13 protein-coding genes are annotated in these 17,332 nt (G+C 57.9%); 2 read left to right on the forward strand and 11 right to left on the reverse strand.

Annotation, left to right across the window (positions count from 1 at the left end; translation table 11 throughout):
- Positions 1-26: 26 nt before the first annotated feature.
- Entirely contained in the window at positions 27-2,918 is a 2,892-nt protein-coding gene (locus ACR0MV_RS07580) for an ATP-binding protein (RefSeq protein WP_480701624.1), read from the reverse strand.
- 177 nt (positions 2,919-3,095) lie between these two features.
- Between ACR0MV_RS07580 and ACR0MV_RS07585 the strand changes: the two genes are divergently transcribed.
- Together ACR0MV_RS07585 and ACR0MV_RS07590 are read left to right on the forward strand one after the other, a co-directional pair.
- Positions 3,096-3,377 (forward strand): hypothetical protein, encoded by a 282-nt coding sequence (locus ACR0MV_RS07585; RefSeq protein ID WP_170423748.1) that lies wholly within the window; start codon positions 3,096-3,098, stop codon positions 3,375-3,377.
- A 6-nt stretch (positions 3,378-3,383) separates the two neighbouring features.
- Entirely contained in the window at positions 3,384-5,318 is a 1,935-nt protein-coding gene (locus ACR0MV_RS07590) for a RiPP maturation radical SAM C-methyltransferase (RefSeq protein ID WP_480701625.1), read from the forward strand.
- A gap of 40 nt (positions 5,319-5,358) precedes the next feature.
- Here ACR0MV_RS07590 and ACR0MV_RS07595 read toward each other — a convergent pair whose 3' ends face one another.
- From ACR0MV_RS07595 to ACR0MV_RS07640, 10 genes are all read right to left on the reverse strand, one after another.
- Positions 5,359-6,018, reverse strand: a complete 660-nt coding sequence (locus tag ACR0MV_RS07595; RefSeq protein WP_480701626.1) for a hypothetical protein — start codon at positions 6,016-6,018, stop codon at positions 5,359-5,361.
- Between the two features lie 17 nt (positions 6,019-6,035).
- Positions 6,036-6,482, reverse strand: a complete 447-nt coding sequence (locus tag ACR0MV_RS07600) for an LLM class flavin-dependent oxidoreductase (protein WP_480701627.1) — start codon at positions 6,480-6,482, stop codon at positions 6,036-6,038.
- 143 nt (positions 6,483-6,625) lie between these two features.
- Entirely contained in the window at positions 6,626-8,395 is a 1,770-nt protein-coding gene (locus ACR0MV_RS07605; RefSeq protein WP_480701628.1) for an acyl-CoA dehydrogenase family protein, read from the reverse strand.
- 11 nt (positions 8,396-8,406) lie between these two features.
- Positions 8,407-10,704 carry a 3-hydroxyacyl-CoA dehydrogenase/enoyl-CoA hydratase family protein gene (locus ACR0MV_RS07610; RefSeq protein WP_480701629.1) on the reverse strand — a complete coding sequence of 766 codons (2,298 nt, stop codon included), beginning with the start codon at positions 10,702-10,704 and terminating at the stop codon, positions 8,407-8,409.
- The gene (locus ACR0MV_RS07615; RefSeq protein ID WP_170423758.1) at positions 10,705-11,886 is read right to left on the reverse strand and encodes an acetyl-CoA C-acyltransferase; all 1,182 of its coding nucleotides are present in this window, start codon (positions 11,884-11,886) and stop codon (positions 10,705-10,707) included. It lies immediately after the preceding gene.
- Between the two features lie 23 nt (positions 11,887-11,909).
- Positions 11,910-13,559 (reverse strand): long-chain-fatty-acid--CoA ligase, encoded by a 1,650-nt coding sequence (locus ACR0MV_RS07620; protein ID WP_480701630.1) that lies wholly within the window; start codon positions 13,557-13,559, stop codon positions 11,910-11,912.
- Positions 13,560-13,598: 39 nt separating this feature from the next.
- A complete protein-coding gene (locus ACR0MV_RS07625) occupies positions 13,599-14,987 on the reverse strand; it encodes an amidase family protein (RefSeq protein WP_480701631.1) in 1,389 nt (462 codons plus the stop codon).
- A gap of 28 nt (positions 14,988-15,015) precedes the next feature.
- The gene (locus ACR0MV_RS07630; RefSeq protein ID WP_480701632.1) at positions 15,016-15,393 is read right to left on the reverse strand and encodes a nuclear transport factor 2 family protein; all 378 of its coding nucleotides are present in this window, start codon (positions 15,391-15,393) and stop codon (positions 15,016-15,018) included.
- A gap of 47 nt (positions 15,394-15,440) precedes the next feature.
- A complete protein-coding gene (ribB, locus tag ACR0MV_RS07635; RefSeq protein ID WP_480701633.1) occupies positions 15,441-16,088 on the reverse strand; it encodes a 3,4-dihydroxy-2-butanone-4-phosphate synthase in 648 nt (215 codons plus the stop codon).
- A gap of 11 nt (positions 16,089-16,099) precedes the next feature.
- Entirely contained in the window at positions 16,100-17,233 is a 1,134-nt protein-coding gene (locus ACR0MV_RS07640; protein WP_480701634.1) for an LLM class flavin-dependent oxidoreductase, read from the reverse strand.
- Between the last annotated feature and the right edge of the window lie 99 nt (positions 17,234-17,332).

A 17,332-nucleotide genomic window follows, 5' to 3' on the forward strand; every position in this document is an offset into this window, starting at 1 on the left:
TCAACCATCCAACGATTTGACGTTCCTTAGTGACGGATATAGCTGGGCGATTTCATGATCGCCTTTAGCTCTTCCCGGAATCCGAAATAACCGTTGCGGCTGCACAAATCCAACAGGTCAACCGATAGCTCTTCGGCTTCCAGACGCCGGCCTTCTTCCAGCAGAACCTGCAACTCAGCCGTCAATAGCCAGGCTTCGAACGCGTCCATTTTCATGAGCTGAGCCAGAGAAAGGCCTTTGTTTAGAATGGTCCTGGCTTCGGCGAACTCGTGTTTTTGAGCCAACATGCGGGCCAGCGGCGCGGCAGCGAAACAACACAGTACATCCAGCCCTGCATACTCCGCAGTGCGAAGCGCTTTCCGAAGCGCCGCGATACCGCTGTCCAACCTGTTTTGCACGCAGCACTTTATACCCCTGGCCACCAGCGCGAAACAAAGGTCGTAGGCCTTTCCGGTTTCCTCGGCGACCGCGAGCGACGTATTGATATCGTCCTCGGCGGCTTCGAAACGTCCCGCCATGCTGTGCGCATTGGCCCGTGTCGCCAGACCCAAAACCGAGATCGACCCCGTAGTTCCAATATCCTCGGTTCGGAATGTTTCGGCAAACAGATCAACATGGCGGTCGATCGCCGACGCTGCGCCAATATAATCACCGTTGAACCAGGCTGCTTGTGCAAGGGCGAATGCGGCCTTGGCCTGTAACTTCGTATCACCGCACGCCTCGGCATTGACCAACGCGAACCGCGAGACGCGCGTAGCCTCTCGCACGTCCGAAAGGACCGTCATCATGATCCCCTGATCAATCTGAGAGGCAATACGCGCAGCCGTGTCTCCGATCTTCTGGCACAGCTCTTCAGCTTCGCGGGAAATGGTCAGGATCCTTTCGAAATCTCCACTGGCCACCAGTGAAACGCGCAACCCCTGGCGGGACCTCAATCCCAGCCTGGCCACATGGAATTCGTCCGTTTCATGGCGGATCTTGCCGATACAGCGCAACGCATGCTCAAAGAAAGACACCGCCGCGTCGAACGAGAACAGCTTGACCGAAAGGTGGCCGCAATGATTATAGGCTTTTGCCGCCTCTAACCACAACTCACCCCCATCCGCGTGCCGCGCAACTGACTGCATGATGTCGAGATTGTCGGTGTATCCACCCCCATACAGGGTCTCATAAATCGCGCGATGATGTTTGGTACGGCGTAACCGGGGAATGCTGCGATAGCCGACCTTCTGCATCAAGGCATGGCTGAACCGGATGGTCTGCGACTTGTCACCGGCAGTAAACTCCAGCAGACCTTGCTCGATCAGGCTGTGAATGCGTTCCTGTGCATTCTGAAATTGTCCGCTCAGAGTGCGCAAAAGAACCTGATGGTTCCATTGCAGGCCGCCAACGGCCACGACTTGCAAGGCCCTACGGTCTTCGGGATCCAAAGCGTCTATGCGCGCCGCGATCAGCGGCTGAACGCGGGCCGGTATGTCGATGTCTTCCAGGATTTCCGGCAATTTGTTCAGATAGTTCTCTTCGGACAACCGTTCGCGGATGTTATAGACAAACTCTTCGACAAAAAGCGGCGTTCGATCACTGAGGTCTTCGATATACGCCGCAACCATCTTGTTGACAGCGGCATCGTCCACCAACAGCCTGATCAGATCCCTGCAGGCCGCAGTTTCCAGAGGGGAAACATGGATAACCTCCAGCAAGGGTTTCGGATCGGTCGACACGAAATCGGCATTCCGCGACGTCAGAAGGATCAGTGTTCGCGTCGAAGAAACCCGGTCAAGTAAGGCGTGCACAACATCAAGGGTGCCCTTGTCCGCCCAATGCAGATCCTCGATGATCAACAAAAGTGGGTCGCCGGCGTCCAAAGCCAGAATGATCCGCGCCAAGGCATCAACCAAAAGCCGTCTTCTGCGCATTGGGTCCGCGGCACTGGGTTCGGCTGGAGGCTGAACACCAGTAAACAACGAAATCAGCGCATGATGCGTTGCATCGTCTAAATCCGAGTTATCGCCCAGCAGTTCAGTCAGTTGATCTTCCAGCGAAACATCCAACCCAGCGACCGAATGCTGAAGATGCGATGTGATCGCACGCGTGATTGGCAAGAACGCGGCATCCTGATCCAATGAGATGCAGTTGAATTCAATCGCCTGATACCGGCCCAGAAGGATCTTGTCGGCAAACTCGTGCAGCAACCTGGATTTACCGATCCCGGCCGTACCAATCAGCAACGCGGCATTCCCCCGCCCGCCGACTGCGCTGTTCCATGCGCTTAGCAGTTGCTCAAACTCTCCGGCCCGACCCACAAACGGAGAGCGGCTCCGACGCACGCGAGAATGCCAGCGAGAGGCCTGATCCTTGCGCGCCTGAATTTCATAAAGCCCAATCGGCTCGGCAAGGTTGTCTAGCACAAGCTCTCCAACGCGCTCATGCTCGAATATCCCGCCCGCATGTTCGATCACGGCACCGGACACGGTCACGACATTGTGCCGGGCGCGGCTTTCGATCGTACCCGCGATATTCATCACCGGGCCCAGAAAGGCTTGTTCTTCGCCCAACGTGTGCTGCAAATGGCCGACCAACAACTCGCCACAATGCAAACCAATGCGCACGTCGGGTTGTTTACCGTCCATCTCAGAAAGCCGCTGAATGATCTTGCGCGCGCTTGCGATGGCTTTGATCGCATGATCTTCGTCCGCATGCGGCGAGCCAAACACCGCCAGCGCACCGTCGCCGGTAAACAAGGTTGTTGCACCATTACTCTCGCAGGTTGACATGATCAATTCGATCGCTGGCCCAACCTGATCAATGGCATCCTCGGGATCCAGCGAGCCAATCATCATGGTTGATTTGACAATATCGACGAACATGACAGTACACATCTTGCGTTCTGTCGGTTCAATCTGGACGTTGCCTATCATTCTTTCGAGTTCCCGTTTCGAAATGAGTATGCCGTTTGAATGTGAATTTTGCCAGTCCGTAAAAGCATGTTGCAGGTTTGGACGAGCCGTTATCCGGTAAATTTCGCGTGTCAAATTCGTTGAAACGACACAATAAATGAATTACGCGTAAAGATACATTTTTAAAGAGGTATGATCGTGACTGAAAAGCATAAACACGGCCTGACGCTTGAGGATGTTCAGACAATCATCGGGCGAGGCGTTCTTGATGAGGCATTCCGGCAAGCTTTTGTTCAAGACCCCGAGACAGTTGTTAAACGTCTTGGCATCTCTGTTGAAGATGACGGCAACGCGCGTGACCTGCTGAAATCCATCGGCGAAGTTTTGGAAGGCGGTTCCGACGTTCAGTCCGCAATGGATAAAATCAGATCAGCATACGAAGACTCTTCGGACGGCGTAATCCGGCCCCGCTGCGCCTAACGCGAAATGAGCGAAGCGGCGTTAAGCCAGCCCAAGACCCCAGGCGCGGACCATCACCGCCTGTGCCTGGTATCTATGCCGTTTTCCTCGCTACAGCATCCGGGGTTGGGGTTGGCTTTGCTGGCGCAGCTGGCCCGACGGGCGGGCGCGACGACGACCGAAAAATTCTTTAGCTTTGACTTTGCCGAAGTGATCGGGCTGGACAGGTATTCGCTGCTGTCCGACGGCAGGTTCTATCAGGCCCTTTTGGGCGAGTGGGTTTTCAGTGACCTTATCTACCCACGTGAGGAAGCTGTTGCATTCGAATACCTGACCACTGTTCTGGCGGACCACGTGTCAGGCGTGGAATGGCTGACCGTCATGCAAGACGCTATTTCCGCCCGAAAAGCGGCCAAGGAATTCGTTGACCGCTGCGCTGACGACATTCTGCGGGACAATCCCACCGTCGTGGGTATTACGTCATCTTTCCAGCAGGTTATGTCGTCATTGGCCATCGCCAAAGCCATACGGCACAGGTCGGACGATGTGGTGATCGTGATGGGCGGCGCAAATTGCGAGGGACCGCTGGGACAGACCCTGCTGCAGGCACATCCCGAACTGGACGCCGTTTGTATCGGCGAAGGGGACGAAGCGTTTCCTGAGTTTCTGAGCAAGTTGCAATCCCGCGATGCCTTGCCCGAAACGTCTGGCATCTTGACCCAAACACACAACTCCCGATCTCTTGAGGATGCGAAGGCGCCCCTGGTTACTGATCTGGACGCGTTGCCGGTGCCAGACTTTTCCTCGTTTTTCGACCGGTTTCACAACACCCCCGGGTTACCGGACCTGTTCCAGCCTTCGCCGACAATCGAAACCTCGCGCGGGTGTTGGTGGGGGGCCAAGCATCACTGCACTTTCTGCGGCCTGAACGGCCAGTCGATGACCTATCGCAGCAAATCGGCCGAGCGTGCCTTTGCCGAATTCAGCGAACTGGCGGATCTTTACGGCCCTGATCTGGTCGTCGTCGACAACATTCTGGACCACCGGTACCTCAGAACGTTGATCCCCAAACTGGCCCAGGACGAACGCCCGTTCCTGATGCATTATGAGGTCAAATCCAACCTGTCACCTGCGGTGATTGCGTCACTGGCCAATGGGGGCGTCCGCAAGGTTCAACCCGGGATCGAGACCTTCGACACCAAAACGCTTGCCCACATGCGCAAGGGCGTTTCCGGCATCCAGAACATTCAAACCCTGAAACTATGTGCTGAGGCTGGCGTGTTCGTCGAATGGTGTTTTCTCTATGGTTTCCCCGGCGAAGAACCTGAAGGTTTCAATCGGATGGCGACACTGATCCCGCACCTGCACCACCTACAACCTCCGGGATCGATTGGACCGGTACGGGCAGATCGATTCAGCCCCTATTTCGACTACCCCGAGGCCTATGGCATTCAGGTTCGCCCGGCAAAACCGTATGGCTATATCTTCGACGTGCCGAACGAGGATCTTGCGCAGTACGCCTATCACTTTGACATCGTGGATGGGGATCAATCGGCGGCCCAAGATCGCGCCGCGCCCACGCTAGATGCATTGTCGATCTGGCAAAACGATGCGGGCACTGCGGAACTGTATTTGGATGGTGATGTCGTGGTGGATACGCGCGACCCGGATCAGCCTCTCAAACACCAACTTTCGTCGGCTGAAATCGCAGTTCTTGACCAAACGCCGACTATTGTGGGTCGCACCCAGTTGGGGGACCGGTTGGCACCTGCCTTTGGACAGGACGCCGTTCGCGATGCGGTTCAGCGCCTGCTGGAACTGAACCTTCTATATTCCGAAGAGGACGCCATGCTTTCCCTGGCACTCAGGACACCGGGTTTCACGCGTGCGCCGGAATGGAGCGTGATCCGATCGAACCCGGAACTGGCATTCTCAGTTCAACGCAGCGACCAATTTTGCTAAAAAATGAGATAGGGGCCAAGGCCCCTATCTCCGGACTCGGTCACGAGAATGCCTTGATAACCTTGGCGTAGTTGTCCAACATCTCAAGTTCTTCTTCCTGCGTGAAGTAACCAACGTGGTGCCAAACCACGAACTCCTCGGTGTTGTACTTCTCTTTCAAGGCACCCACCTGATCGATGGCCTGATTAACGGTACCCTTCCAGACGCGACCCATCGGTACGTGATATGGCGGCGCGTTATACGCGAAATTGAATAGCTCTTCGAAATCGCGATAGTGCTGTTCGGCTTGCGCCTCGGTCGAGCCAATGGTCAGGTGCCCGCCAAGCACCAGAGTGTTGCCAACGGTCAGATCGGTGTGACCGTGGTGATGGGCTTCCTCAAGGTAGATGGGCATGGTCATGTCCATGAACTCGTCCTTCGAGACGAACGACACCAGTTTCGCACCTTCCTTGGCCCAGAACTTCGCCGTTTCCATTGACCACGAAAACGGTACATACAGCGGCGGGAAATCGCGGCCGTCGGTCCGTCTACGCGGACGCGGCACGATGCCCATCTTGCGCAGTGTGCCGTTTTCATCCACCGCGCCTTCGCCGCCATATTTTGCGGTCGGCGGGAAGGGCCAGGTGATGTTATCCGCCGGAATATTCCAGAACTCGCCATGATGACTGAAAGTTTCGTTGGTCCAGGCCTTTTTGACCACGGCCCAGCTTTCCTCCATCAAACGGCGGTTTCGGGCGTCTTCTTTCGACCGGTCGGATTGGGTTGTCGTGATGTCCAGATGCTGCGCCAGCGGGGCGTGTTCCCCCGGACAAACCCACAGAACAAACGGCCGCCGGACATATGGTCAATCATCGCCATATCCTCGGCCAGCCGCATCGGGTGGTGCGCCGTCAGCGCCATACCCACCTGACCAACCATCAGGTTCTTGGTATTGGCTGCGATATGCATGTTCCACAACAGCGGGTTGGTGGTTGTTTCAATACCTTCGACCTGAAAGTGGTGTTCGGTCATGCAGAAGCCCGCATATCCGTTTTCATCCGCGAACTGCATCTGCTCTGTTGTCCGCTGCAACAGCGTATCGTAGCGATCCGGGTCAGACCCCGGCAGCGTAACGTCTTCGCCTTTTGACCGCATATAGGGCTGGACAAGGATATGAGTTTTCATCTGTTTGCCTTAGGTGAGTTATCGTTCACTTATCTTAACAACTCGCTTGGCCCTGAAATTTGATTTGAGTCAAAGAATGCAAAAAGGGCGCCCGGTTTCCGGGACGCCCTTCCGTGCCGCTGTCTGTGTAGAAGGAGGAGGAGTTACAGACAGCGATCAGCCCGAGATACAACACCGGGTTCACCGGCTTGCATAATCAGTTCGTGACTTACGGCCCGCGGCAAGGCCCGCGCCATAAAGGCGCGCGCCGCATCTACGCGGTCAGCGTAGTAATCAGGCGATTGCGCACCGGTGGCTGCCTTGGCAACCCGCGCAATCCGGGCGGACATCCATGCCGAAAGGCTCAGCGCCACGATCTCCAGATAGTCGCATGCGCCAGACAGGACATCGCCCTGAGCTGTTCCCAGAACCCAGTCGGTCGAGCGCCCAAGACGGGTTGCCGCATCACGCAGGTTCTGCTCGACGTCAGCAAGGTCCGCGTCCAAACGGCCCGCCTCGTCCAGCATATCGGCGATGAACCCTTTGATGACGGCCCCATTGTCGCCGCGCACTTTGCGCATCACCAGATCGCGCGCCTGAACGGCACTTGTGCCTTCATAAATCTCGGTGATCCGGACATCGCGGACCAATTGCTCGACCCCGTAATCCTTGATGAACCCGTGGCCGCCGTGCATCTGAACGGCCTCATTCGCCATGCGTGACCCCATTTCGGACAGATAGGATTTTATCACCGGAGTCAGCAGCGACAGGCGCGCATCTGCTTCCTTGCACTTCTCAGGGGTCTCGGCGCGATGGGCCACGTCCAACAAACCTGCACCGAAATAGGCCAGCGCACGTCCAGCATCCATTTCACCTTGCGCAGTCAAAAAACGACGGCGTACGTCCGCATGGGCAATCAGCGGATCAGCCGGGCCAGTCGGATTCAAGGGTTCCCCGTCCGCGCGGCCCTGAAGGCGTTCGTGGGCATAAGACGTCGCGGTCTGAACTGCCGCTTCGGCCACGCCCAATCCCTGCAGTCCAACGGAAAGGCGCGCCGCGTTCATCATCACGAACATCGCGGCCAGGCCTTTACCCTCTTCACCAACGATCCAGGCTTTGGTGTCCTCGAACGAGATTGCGCAGGTGGGCGATCCATGGATACCCATCTTGTTCTCGATCCCGGCGATGGTGATCGTGTTGCGTTCGTCGGTCGTGTTGTTATCGGCGTCCAGCATATATTTCGGAGCTAAAAACAGCGACAAACCGCGTGGTCCCGGCTGTGCACCTTCGACCCGAGCCAGGATCAAGTGGGCGACATTCTCCGACATGTCGTGATCGCCCCAGGTGATGAAGATCTTGTTGCCGGTGATAGCATAAGACCCGTCCTCATTGCGGACAGCCTTGGTACGGATCAAACCCAGATCGGTGCCGCAATGCGGCTCGGTCAGGTTCATGGTCCCGGCCCAATTCCCGGATGTCAGCTGCGGGCAATAGACGGCCTTCTGTTCGTCCGAACCATAGGCCATCAACGCCTCGACAACACCGAAATTCAACTCGTGGATCAGGGCAAAGGCCAGGTTGGTGCCCGCCATGCCCTCACGCAGCGCCGCATGCAGGACAAATGGCAGTTGTTGACCGCCATATTCTTCCTCCAATGCCAGCGCGTTCCACCCGTCTTCGCAAAACACCTTGTAAGCCTCGCCAAAGCCGGGGGCGGCATAAACCTGACCGTCCTCAAGCCGCGCGCCGGGGCTATCGCCCGCCTCGTTGCAGGTGGCCAGGTTGTCCCGCACGAAGCCGTTGATGGCATCGACCACAGCAAAGAACGTGTCCTTGTCGCAATGCTCGTACCCTGGAAGAGCGAGGGTCTTGTCGAGGTCAAGAACCTCGTCCAGCAAAAATGTTATATCCCGCTGAGGGAGCTGATAATCCATGTCAATGTCCCTCAGTTTTTCAGTGGCTTCCCGGTGGTCATGGTGTGGCGCATCCGCTCGATTGTCTTGTCCTGTCGGATCAGACGCATCATGCCTTCGGCCTCAAGCCTGTGCAGCGCTTCTTCGTCCAGAACGCCGCCTTCGCCCCCGGCCAGAACCTGCGCCGTCTCGCGTGCAATCTCGACCGTGTACGGAGCATCTGCCATCGCCTCTGCCAAGGCCTTGAGTTTGGGTTCCAGTGCGGCGTTGATCGCGGCCGCGTCCAGCGCAATCTCGGCCTTGGCAGGTGCCTGATAGCCATCCGCCAAAGCCAGAGCAGCCGCCTTTGCTTCGGCCAACAAACGATCGCGGTTCATGACCAAGCCATCTGCCCGTCGCAAATAGCCAGCATGCTGCGCCAGCGGCGCAGAGCTGGTCATCAGCGCCGCCGAGATCACGTCAAACGCTGCGACGGCACCCTGGGTTGGATCTCCCAACTCGGCCGTCTTCCGCAACAACAAAGCAGTCGTTCCGCCCCAAGCTGGCAGCAGGCCAACATTGGCCTCAACCAAGCCGATATTGCTTTCCAACGCGGCCATGACCCGATCCGAATGCATCAGGATTTCGCAACCACCCCCAAGGGCCAGCCCGCACGCAGCCGACACAACCGGGAACGACGCGTATTTGATCTTGCGCATCGTCGCCTGAACGATGGCAAGTTGCCCTTCGACCAGGTCCAACTCGCCCGCATCGGCACGATCCAGCGCCTTTTTCAGGTTTGCACCAACCGAGAAGTGATTTCCGTCCGAGCCAATGACCATCGCCTTGAAGTCTCGGCCCACGACGTCCAACGCCTGGCTGACGCCGGTCATCACCAGGTCGTCCAGCGCCGCATTTGGCGCAGTAATGGTAAGCAAAGCAACGCCATCACCCATGTCCCGCAGCGCGACAGAGTCGGTTGCAAAGACCGGGCCACCCGTCAAGTCCGAGGCAAAAATCACACCCGGGCCGCGCGGCACGTCCGCCTTTTCGCCGAACGGCAGCAGCACTTTCCGCGCCAGACCTGCGCCAGAGTAAATTCCACCACGTTCGGCTGCCAGCGCTAGCAAGGGCGGCACATCCTGCCCTTCGGACTTCAGACGTGCAACAATCCTGTCCGCACCAATCCTGTCAATCAGCTTGAACGGGCCCATTCGCCAGTTATAGCCCAGCTCCATAGCGGCATCGATATCCGCCGGGTTGGCAGTGATTTCAGGAACGCACCAGGCCGCGTAAGACAACGTCGGGCCCATGACGGCCCAGGCATAATCGGCCAGCCGGTCCCCCGTTTGATCGAGGAAATCAGCGCCAAATGTCTTAGCCAGTTCAGGTCCCTTAACCTGCAGGCGATAGTCAAGCGTGGCCAGATCAATCGCCTCGGCCTTGGGCTTGCCATTTTCATCCTTGGACCGGCGATAGAAACCGGCACCAGCTTTACGACCGGCCAATCCCTTGGTCGCCATCTTGTCGAAAAGGTCCAACCCTTCGGTATGGGTCTGCTGCGGGTCGTCCACCTCAAGCAGGTTGCGCATCGACAGGCGCGATTTGCCCATCAGGTCGATCCCGATCAGATCCATCAGCGCAAACACACCTGTGCCGGGCACGCCGAAGGGACGGGCCAGCACTGTGTCAGCCTCTTCCACCGTGATACCACGCGCCACAGCCTCGCGCGCGGCGGCGTTCATCCACAGCCCGCCCAGACGGTTGGCGATAAATCCGGGACGGTCGTTGCACGGTACAACGGTCTTGCCCAAACGCTCATCGCTGAAGGCACGCGCGCGCTCGGCCGCGGCCGGATCGGTATCGGGTCCGGTCACAAGCTCGATCAGTCGCATGTAGCGCGGCGGGTTAAAGAAGTGCACGATGACGAACCGCTTGCGCAGACTCTCATCCATCGGGCTGACCAGATCCGCCAGGGGAATTGTCGACGTATTCGAGCTGAGCAAGGCGTCATCGCGCAGGTAGGGCGTGATTTTGGCATAGAGCGTGTGCTTGATGGCAAGGTCTTCCAAAACGACCTCAACCACCCAATCGCAATCGCGCAGCTGGCCCAGATCATCCTCAAGATTGCCTGCCGTCAGGCGGTCGGCATAAGCCGGATCGGCCAGCTGCGGCGCGCGACCCTTGGTCATGCGTGCGATGGCACCCTTGGCCAGCATCGTGCGGTCTTCGGCATCCTGGGGAACGATGTCCAGCAGAACAACCTCGGCGCCTGCATTGGCGAAATGGGCGGCGATGCCTGCCCCCATCACGCCCGAGCCGATGACGGCAACTTTATTGATTGCAGTCATTTACAGCACCTCGAACAGGCCAGCCGCGCCCATGCCGCCGCCGATGCACATGGTGGCAACGATGTATTTGGCACCGCGTTTCTTACCCTCGATCAACGCGTGGCCGACCATGCGGGTACCAGACATGCCATAGGGGTGACCCACCGAAATCGCGCCACCATCGACGTTCAGAATTTCGTCCGGGATGCCCAGCTTGTCGCGGCAGTAAAGCGCCTGCGACGCGAATGCCTCGTTCAACTCCCACAGGCCGATATCGTCCATTTTCAGCCCATTGCGTTCCAGCAGCTTCGGGACGGCAAAGACCGGGCCGATGCCCATCTCGTCGGGCTCACACCCGGCGACGACATAGCCGACATAACGGCCCAGAGGCTCTAGCCCGCGCTTTTCTGCCAGCTTCTCTTCCATCACCACCTGCGCTGATCCACCGTCGGACAATTGCGAGGCGTTTCCGGCGGTGATCCACTTGTCCTCACCCATGACCGGAGCAAGACCAGCCAGACTTTCCAGCGTGGTGGAAGGCCGGTTGCATTCGTCTTGGGTCAGCGTGACCTCTTCGTAGGTGATCTCACCGGTTTCTTTGTTCTTGTTGGCCTTCGTGACAGTGATCGGAACGATCTCATCATCGAATTTTCCTGCAGCCTGAGCGACGGCGGTGCGTTGTTGGGATTGCAACGCGAATGCGTCCTGCGCCTCGCGGCTGATGCCGTACCGTTCTGCTACCGTATCAGCGGTTTTGATCATCGGATCGTAGAAGCCGCGGACATTCTGTTCGATCCAATCCTCTTTCAGCCGGTACGTGTTGTCACGGCCCATCACCAAAGAGATGCTTTCCGCACCTCCCCCAACGACAACGTCACAACCATCCACCATCACGCGCGAACAGGCGCGGGTCAGGGCCTCAAGACCCGAGGAACAGAACCGGTTGATCGTCTGGCCGGACGCCGTCACCGGCAGACCCGCGCGCATGGCGACCTGACGGCCAAGGTTGCCGCCATTTGCACCTTCGGGGACGGCATTGCCGATGATCACATCCTCAATCTCGGCAGGATCAACCCCAGCGCGCTTGACCGCTTCGGCTACGGCATGACCGCCGTAAACAGCGGGATGTGTGTCGTTGAAGGCACCGCGGAAAGCTTTGCCAATGGCGGTACGAGCGGTCGAGACGATGACGGCAGAACGCATGATTATGATCCTTGAAAGGTGAGTTAGTTGTCGGAGGGCAGCTTGTAGTCGGCGTATTGCTCACGCAGATGCAGCTTTGAGACTTTGCCGGTTGCGGTGTGTGGAAGCTCGGCTTGGAACACCACGTCATCGGGCGTCCACCATTTGGCAATCTGGCCGTTGTACAGAGCCAGAATATCTTCGCGACTGACATCCGATCCCTCGCGCTTGACGGCAACGATCAGCGGGCGCTCGTCCCATTTACGGTGCTTGGCGGCGATACAGGCAGCCTCAAGAACGTCCGGATGGCTCATCGCGATGTTTTCCAGATCGATCGACGAAATCCATTCGCCCCCCGACTTAACGACATCTTTGGTTCGGTCTGTCAGACGCAGATAGCCCTTTGGATCAATTGCGGCGACATCCCCGGTCGAGAACCAGCCGTCCTCGGTGAACGCATCGGCACCGGCCCCGCCCCAATAGCTGCTGGCCACCCAATGGCCGCGCACCTGCAACATGCCCGACGCTATTCCATCGTGAGGCAGCAAATCGCCTTCATCATTCACGATGCGCATCTCGACGCCATACAACGCCCGGCCCTGTTTGGTCTTAATCTGCAACTGCTCATCAATTGGCAGCTTGTCCTCGCCCCATTTGAGCATCGCCAGCGAGCCGACCGGTGACAATTCGGTCATGCCCCAGCCGTGAACAACTTCGGTCTCGTGACCTTTCTCGATCTTTTCGATCAATGACAGCGGTGCGGCCGAACCGCCCATCATGGCACGCTTGACGGTTTTCAACCGTTCGCCACGCTGGTCGAGGTATTCATAAAGGCCCAACCAAACCGTTGGCACGCCCGAGATCATGCTAACCTCTTCGTTGTCCATCAACTCCTGCAATGGTGCGGGATCCATGCCCGGTCCGGGCAGAACCAATTTGGAACCATTCATGATGCAGGCATAGGGCAGACCCCACGCGCAGGCGTGGAACATCGGAACCACAGGCAGCACCGCCTCGCGCGCGGTCAGGGCCAACCATTCGCCGCCCGAAACGCCCATCGCGTGCAAAACTGTTCCGCGGTGGGAATACAGAACGCCCTTTGGATTGCCGGTGGTGCCAGAGGTGTAACACAGAGCCATTGCGGCGTTTTCGTCCAACTCAGGCCAATCATAGACGTCCGGCTTACCTTCTATCAGACTTTCGTAGTCACTGACCGGCGTCTTCATTTGCGGCACCTGATCCTGTCCGGTCAGGCTGTACCACCCTTTGACAGTCGGGCAACGACCAGACACTGCATCGATCAGCGGTGCAAAAGTCGTGTCGAAGAACATATGCGTGTCTTCGGCGTCGTTAACGATAAATGCGATTTGGTCCGGGTGCAGGCGCGGGTTAATCGTGTGACAAATCGCACCAATGCACGCCAAAGCGTAATAGAGCTCCAAGTGCCGATTGTTGTTCCAGGCCAGCGTTGCAACACGATCGCCAGGCCCGACGCCCAGCTCGGTCAGCGCATGGGCCAGTTGCTGGGTCCGCCGCCCCATGTCGGCAAAGCTGTAACGATCAATTGTCATGTCCGAGTTGCGCCAGACGATCTGCGCCTCGGGGTGCGCGCGCATGCCATGACGGAAAATGCTGGTCACGGTCAGCGGCATCGTCATGATTTGCCCGGGGATTGTTTTTGTTTCTACGCTCATTTTGCCTCCCAAATTCTTCTGCTGTGCACGTTTGTGGGGTCACAACGGTGCAGGCGACATTTCTCCGATTTCCTGTTCAACCCGCCACGACATCTGCAATACGCCCAGATCATCGAAACGTTTCCCGACCAATTGAACGCCGATTGGCAGACCATTGCGGTCCAGCCCGGTCGGGATGCTGGATGCGGGTTGTTCCGTCAGGTTGAACAGGAACGTATTCGCCCAGCTTTCAAACGGCTTGGCCGGGTTCGATCCCGGCAATTCTGCAGCAAAGGCCGTGTCAGGTGTCGATGGCAGCAGGATGAAGTCATACCCGTCGATCAAAGCCAGCGCGCGTTCACGCAGAGCTTGGGTGTGGTCGAAATTGCGCTGATGCTCGACGGCGGACAAACTGCGCCCATCTGCGGTCCAGTCGCGGATAAACGGCGTTTTGTCCTGCTCGGCATCCGGTTGGCGCATCAACTCGGACAAGGTGCGAATTTTGTAAAACGCCTCAGCCAGTTCCCAGTCGGAGCGACTGAACGGAGCCGTATCCATAGATGTCACTTGGACGCCCAGGTCCCGCAGCACCTGCGCAACCTTGTTCACCGCATTGCGAACGTCTGTGGTGACGGGTTCACCCAGCCCAAGTTCGGGAATGACCAGAACTGACAGCCTGTCAAAATCAGAACGCCTCAGGCGGGATACGTAGTTCACGTCGTCCCGGGCCAAGGCAGCGAAATCGCGGACGTCCTCACCGGTCAGCACGTTCATATGCAGCGCAACATCGCTGAAGTTCCGCGCCAAAGGGCCTGCAGTGATCGCAGGACTGTTGCAGACGTAGTAAGGCACACGGCCCTGGCTGGGCTTCAGACCCGCCAACCCGCAATATGAGGCGGGCAAACGGATAGAGCCAACGATGTCGGTCCCGATCGAGACCGGCTCGATCCCGGCCGCAACACTTGCTGACGCGCCCGAAGACGACGCGCCGGTTGTACGCAACAAATCCCAAGGGTTGCGGGTCACGCCGTGTTTCGAACTGACTCCCCCGGCAAGAATCCCGTAATCGCACATCGTGTTCTTGCCGAGGATGACGGATCCGGCCTCGCGCATCCGCGCAACTGTCGGATGATCGGTGGTGCTGATCGACGCAGACCCGGCCGCCGAACCGCGATAGGCAGGCATGCCGATACAATCCAAGGCGTCCTTCGCCGTGGTTGGCACACCGTCTAGTGGGCCCATCGGCGCATTGTCGTGCCAGCGTTGTTCTGACGCCTTTGCGGCCTCAAGCGCGCGCTCGGCGTCTGTATAGTAGATCGCGTTGATCTGCGGGTTGACCGCGTCAATCCTGTCCAGCGCAGCCTGCGTGACCTCGACCGGAGACAATTCCAGCCGGGCATAGGCCTGCACCATGGCAAGCGCCGAGAGTTGCGAATAGGGGGCCGTCATGCGCGCACCGTTGATAGGTAGAAAGGGATCAGGCTTCGGTCCGTTGGACGTAATAGACCTTGGCGGCAATCCGCCAGCCGGCCCCGGTGCGGACCAATGAGAGGTAATCGACGAAATAGCGCGGCTGCACGGCGCAGTCGATCTTGACCATGGCCGTGTTGGGACCTGACTGGTCGATCAAGATCGTGTGGCCATAAACCGGATAACCCTTGGATTTGGGGCTTTCGCGACCGCCAATGACTTCTTTGTACTTGTCCAGCGTCATGTGGATGTAGCTGCCGTCCTCATTGGCGCAGGTCAGGTCACATTCCGGCAGGAACATCTGGTCTACCTTGCTGATGTCACCATCATGCAGGTTTTCGATATAGGCCTGCATCAGGGCTTCGATATCGGCGAATGCGGTCATTGAGTGTCCTCGGTCGTAAGTGTCTTGAGACGCAATTTATGTCTGGGTCAGGCTGCTTTGCTGGCAAGCAAGGCCTGGCGGTGGCGTTTGAGGTCTTCGATCGTGCCGACCTTAAGGCCGTGGCGGGCACCAAATTCCAACAGATCCGGCAAGCGTGCCAATTCACCATCATCATTCATGATCTCGCAGATCACACCGCCATCGCCCTGCCCCGACAGACGAGCCAGATCGACTGCGGCTTCGGTATGGCCCTCGCGTTCGAGCACGCCATCTGGCTTGGCAACCAGCGGAAAAAGGTGACCGGGCGAAACGAGGTCTGCAGAAGACGCCGTGCCAGATGCCAAAAGGGCAATGGTCCTTGCCCGGTCGCTGGCCGAGATGCCAGTGGTGGTGCCCTCTTTCGCATCCACCGAGATGGTGAACGCAGTGTGATGGGGATCGGTGTTCAACGCTGCCATCGGCCCAAGGTCGAACTGCGCAGCCCGTTCCTGGGTAATCGCCATGCAGATCAATCCGCGACCGAACCGAGCCATGAAGTTTACGGCAGCAGCATCCGCGCAAGCGGCAGGGATCACTAAATCCCCCTCGTTTTCGCGGTTTTCGTCATCGACGAGAATGACCATGCGGCCCTGCGCGCAGTCCGCGATGATGTCTTCGATGGGCGACAGCCGATGGACCTCGTGCAGGTCGAACATGATCTATTCCCTTACCCGTTGAGAGGTTTGATGACGCCTTCGGCAAATTCGATCAGCGCTTCCTGCTCGATCTCGTCGCCAAAGTAATTCACGTGGTGCCAGACAAAGAATTCGTCGATCTGATAGCGTTCGGCCAATTCGCCGACCTGATCCAGCACCTGCTGACGTGAACCATCCCAGACACGACCCAACGGAACGTGGTACGGCGGGGCGTCGTAGGCCGAGAACCACAGCTTGTCGAACATCTCGCGGTACTGCTTGGTTTTCGCCGGTGTCTTACCCATCATCAGATGAGCGCCTAGAGCCAGAACGTCATTGTTGGTGGTATGCGTCAGCCCGTTTTCATGAGCGGCATGCAGGCAGTTCTCCAGGATAACCGGCATGAATTCTTCTTTGTCGGCTGTTACGAAAGAAACCATCTTGGCACCTTCCGAGGACCAGAACTTGGCGGTTTCCATAGAATACGAGAACGGCGCATACACTTTCGGGTGGGGTTTCTGCAGCGGGCGCGGAACGATGCCCGACTTCCGCAGGATCTTGTTTTCGTCAACCGGGTTCTCACCGCCCCAAAGTTTTGTGGGGTTGAACTCCCACTCGACATTCGACGGGAAGTTCCAGAACTCTCCCTGATGCTCGGTCAGGTCATTGGTCCAAAGCGATTTGATCAGGCGCCAGTTTTCATACAGTGCGCGGCGGTTGCGCTGGTCGGCTTCGGACTTGTCGGACTCGGCCGAGGTGATGTCCAGATGCTGACCCATGGTCGCCGTCCAGCGCGGTGTATTCCCGCGCGAGAAGCCCGCAAAGACACGGCCGCCGGTCATGTGGTCCAGCATGGCGATGTCTTCCGCGGTTTTGATCGGATTCATCGCGGTCAGGTTCATCCCCAGCTGACCGACTTTGAAGTTCTTGGTGTGCTGGGCGATGTACATGTTCCAGAACAACGGGTTGGTGGTGCATTCCACCCCTTCGACCTGCATGTGGTGTTCGGTCAGGCAGAACCCGTCATACCCAAGCTCTTCGGCCAGAACCATCTGATCACGCAGCTTATGCATCATCTTGTTGAACCGCGCAGGATCACGCCCGGCAAGCTGGGTGTCCTCGCCATGCTGGCGCGCGAATGGAATGGCGAGAATCTTGAACTTCATGCAGGCATCCTCCGGTGTGTTATTGAACGTTCACTAACATTCTCATGCGAGCACGGAAAACGTCAAGCCCAGAAATATGTTTCCCTGCGTCGCGACATG

This window comes from Ruegeria sp. BC3 (assembly GCF_056539265.1).

Excerpts from the sequence above, each read along its gene's own strand:
- ACR0MV_RS07580 (WP_480701624.1), bottom strand. The coding sequence starts at position 2,918 with ATGATAGGCAACGTCCAGATTGAACCGACAGAACGCAAGATGTGTACT.
- ACR0MV_RS07605 (WP_480701628.1), bottom strand. The coding sequence starts at position 8,395 with ATGGATTATCAGCTCCCTCAGCGGGATATAACATTTTTGCTGGACGAG.
- ACR0MV_RS07610 (WP_480701629.1), bottom strand. The coding sequence starts at position 10,704 with ATGACTGCAATCAATAAAGTTGCCGTCATCGGCTCGGGCGTGATGGGG.
- ACR0MV_RS07620 (WP_480701630.1), bottom strand. The coding sequence starts at position 13,559 with ATGAGCGTAGAAACAAAAACAATCCCCGGGCAAATCATGACGATGCCG.
- ACR0MV_RS07590 (WP_480701625.1), top strand. The coding sequence starts at position 3,384 with ATGAGCGAAGCGGCGTTAAGCCAGCCCAAGACCCCAGGCGCGGACCAT.
- ACR0MV_RS07630 (WP_480701632.1), bottom strand. The coding sequence starts at position 15,393 with ATGACCGCATTCGCCGATATCGAAGCCCTGATGCAGGCCTATATCGAA.
- ACR0MV_RS07600 (WP_480701627.1), bottom strand. The coding sequence starts at position 6,482 with ATGAAAACTCATATCCTTGTCCAGCCCTATATGCGGTCAAAAGGCGAA.
- ACR0MV_RS07625 (WP_480701631.1), bottom strand. The coding sequence starts at position 14,987 with ATGACGGCCCCCTATTCGCAACTCTCGGCGCTTGCCATGGTGCAGGCC.
- ribB (WP_480701633.1), bottom strand. The coding sequence starts at position 16,088 with ATGTTCGACCTGCACGAGGTCCATCGGCTGTCGCCCATCGAAGACATC.
- ACR0MV_RS07615 (WP_170423758.1), bottom strand. The coding sequence starts at position 11,886 with ATGCGTTCTGCCGTCATCGTCTCGACCGCTCGTACCGCCATTGGCAAA.
- ACR0MV_RS07640 (WP_480701634.1), bottom strand. The coding sequence starts at position 17,233 with ATGAAGTTCAAGATTCTCGCCATTCCATTCGCGCGCCAGCATGGCGAG.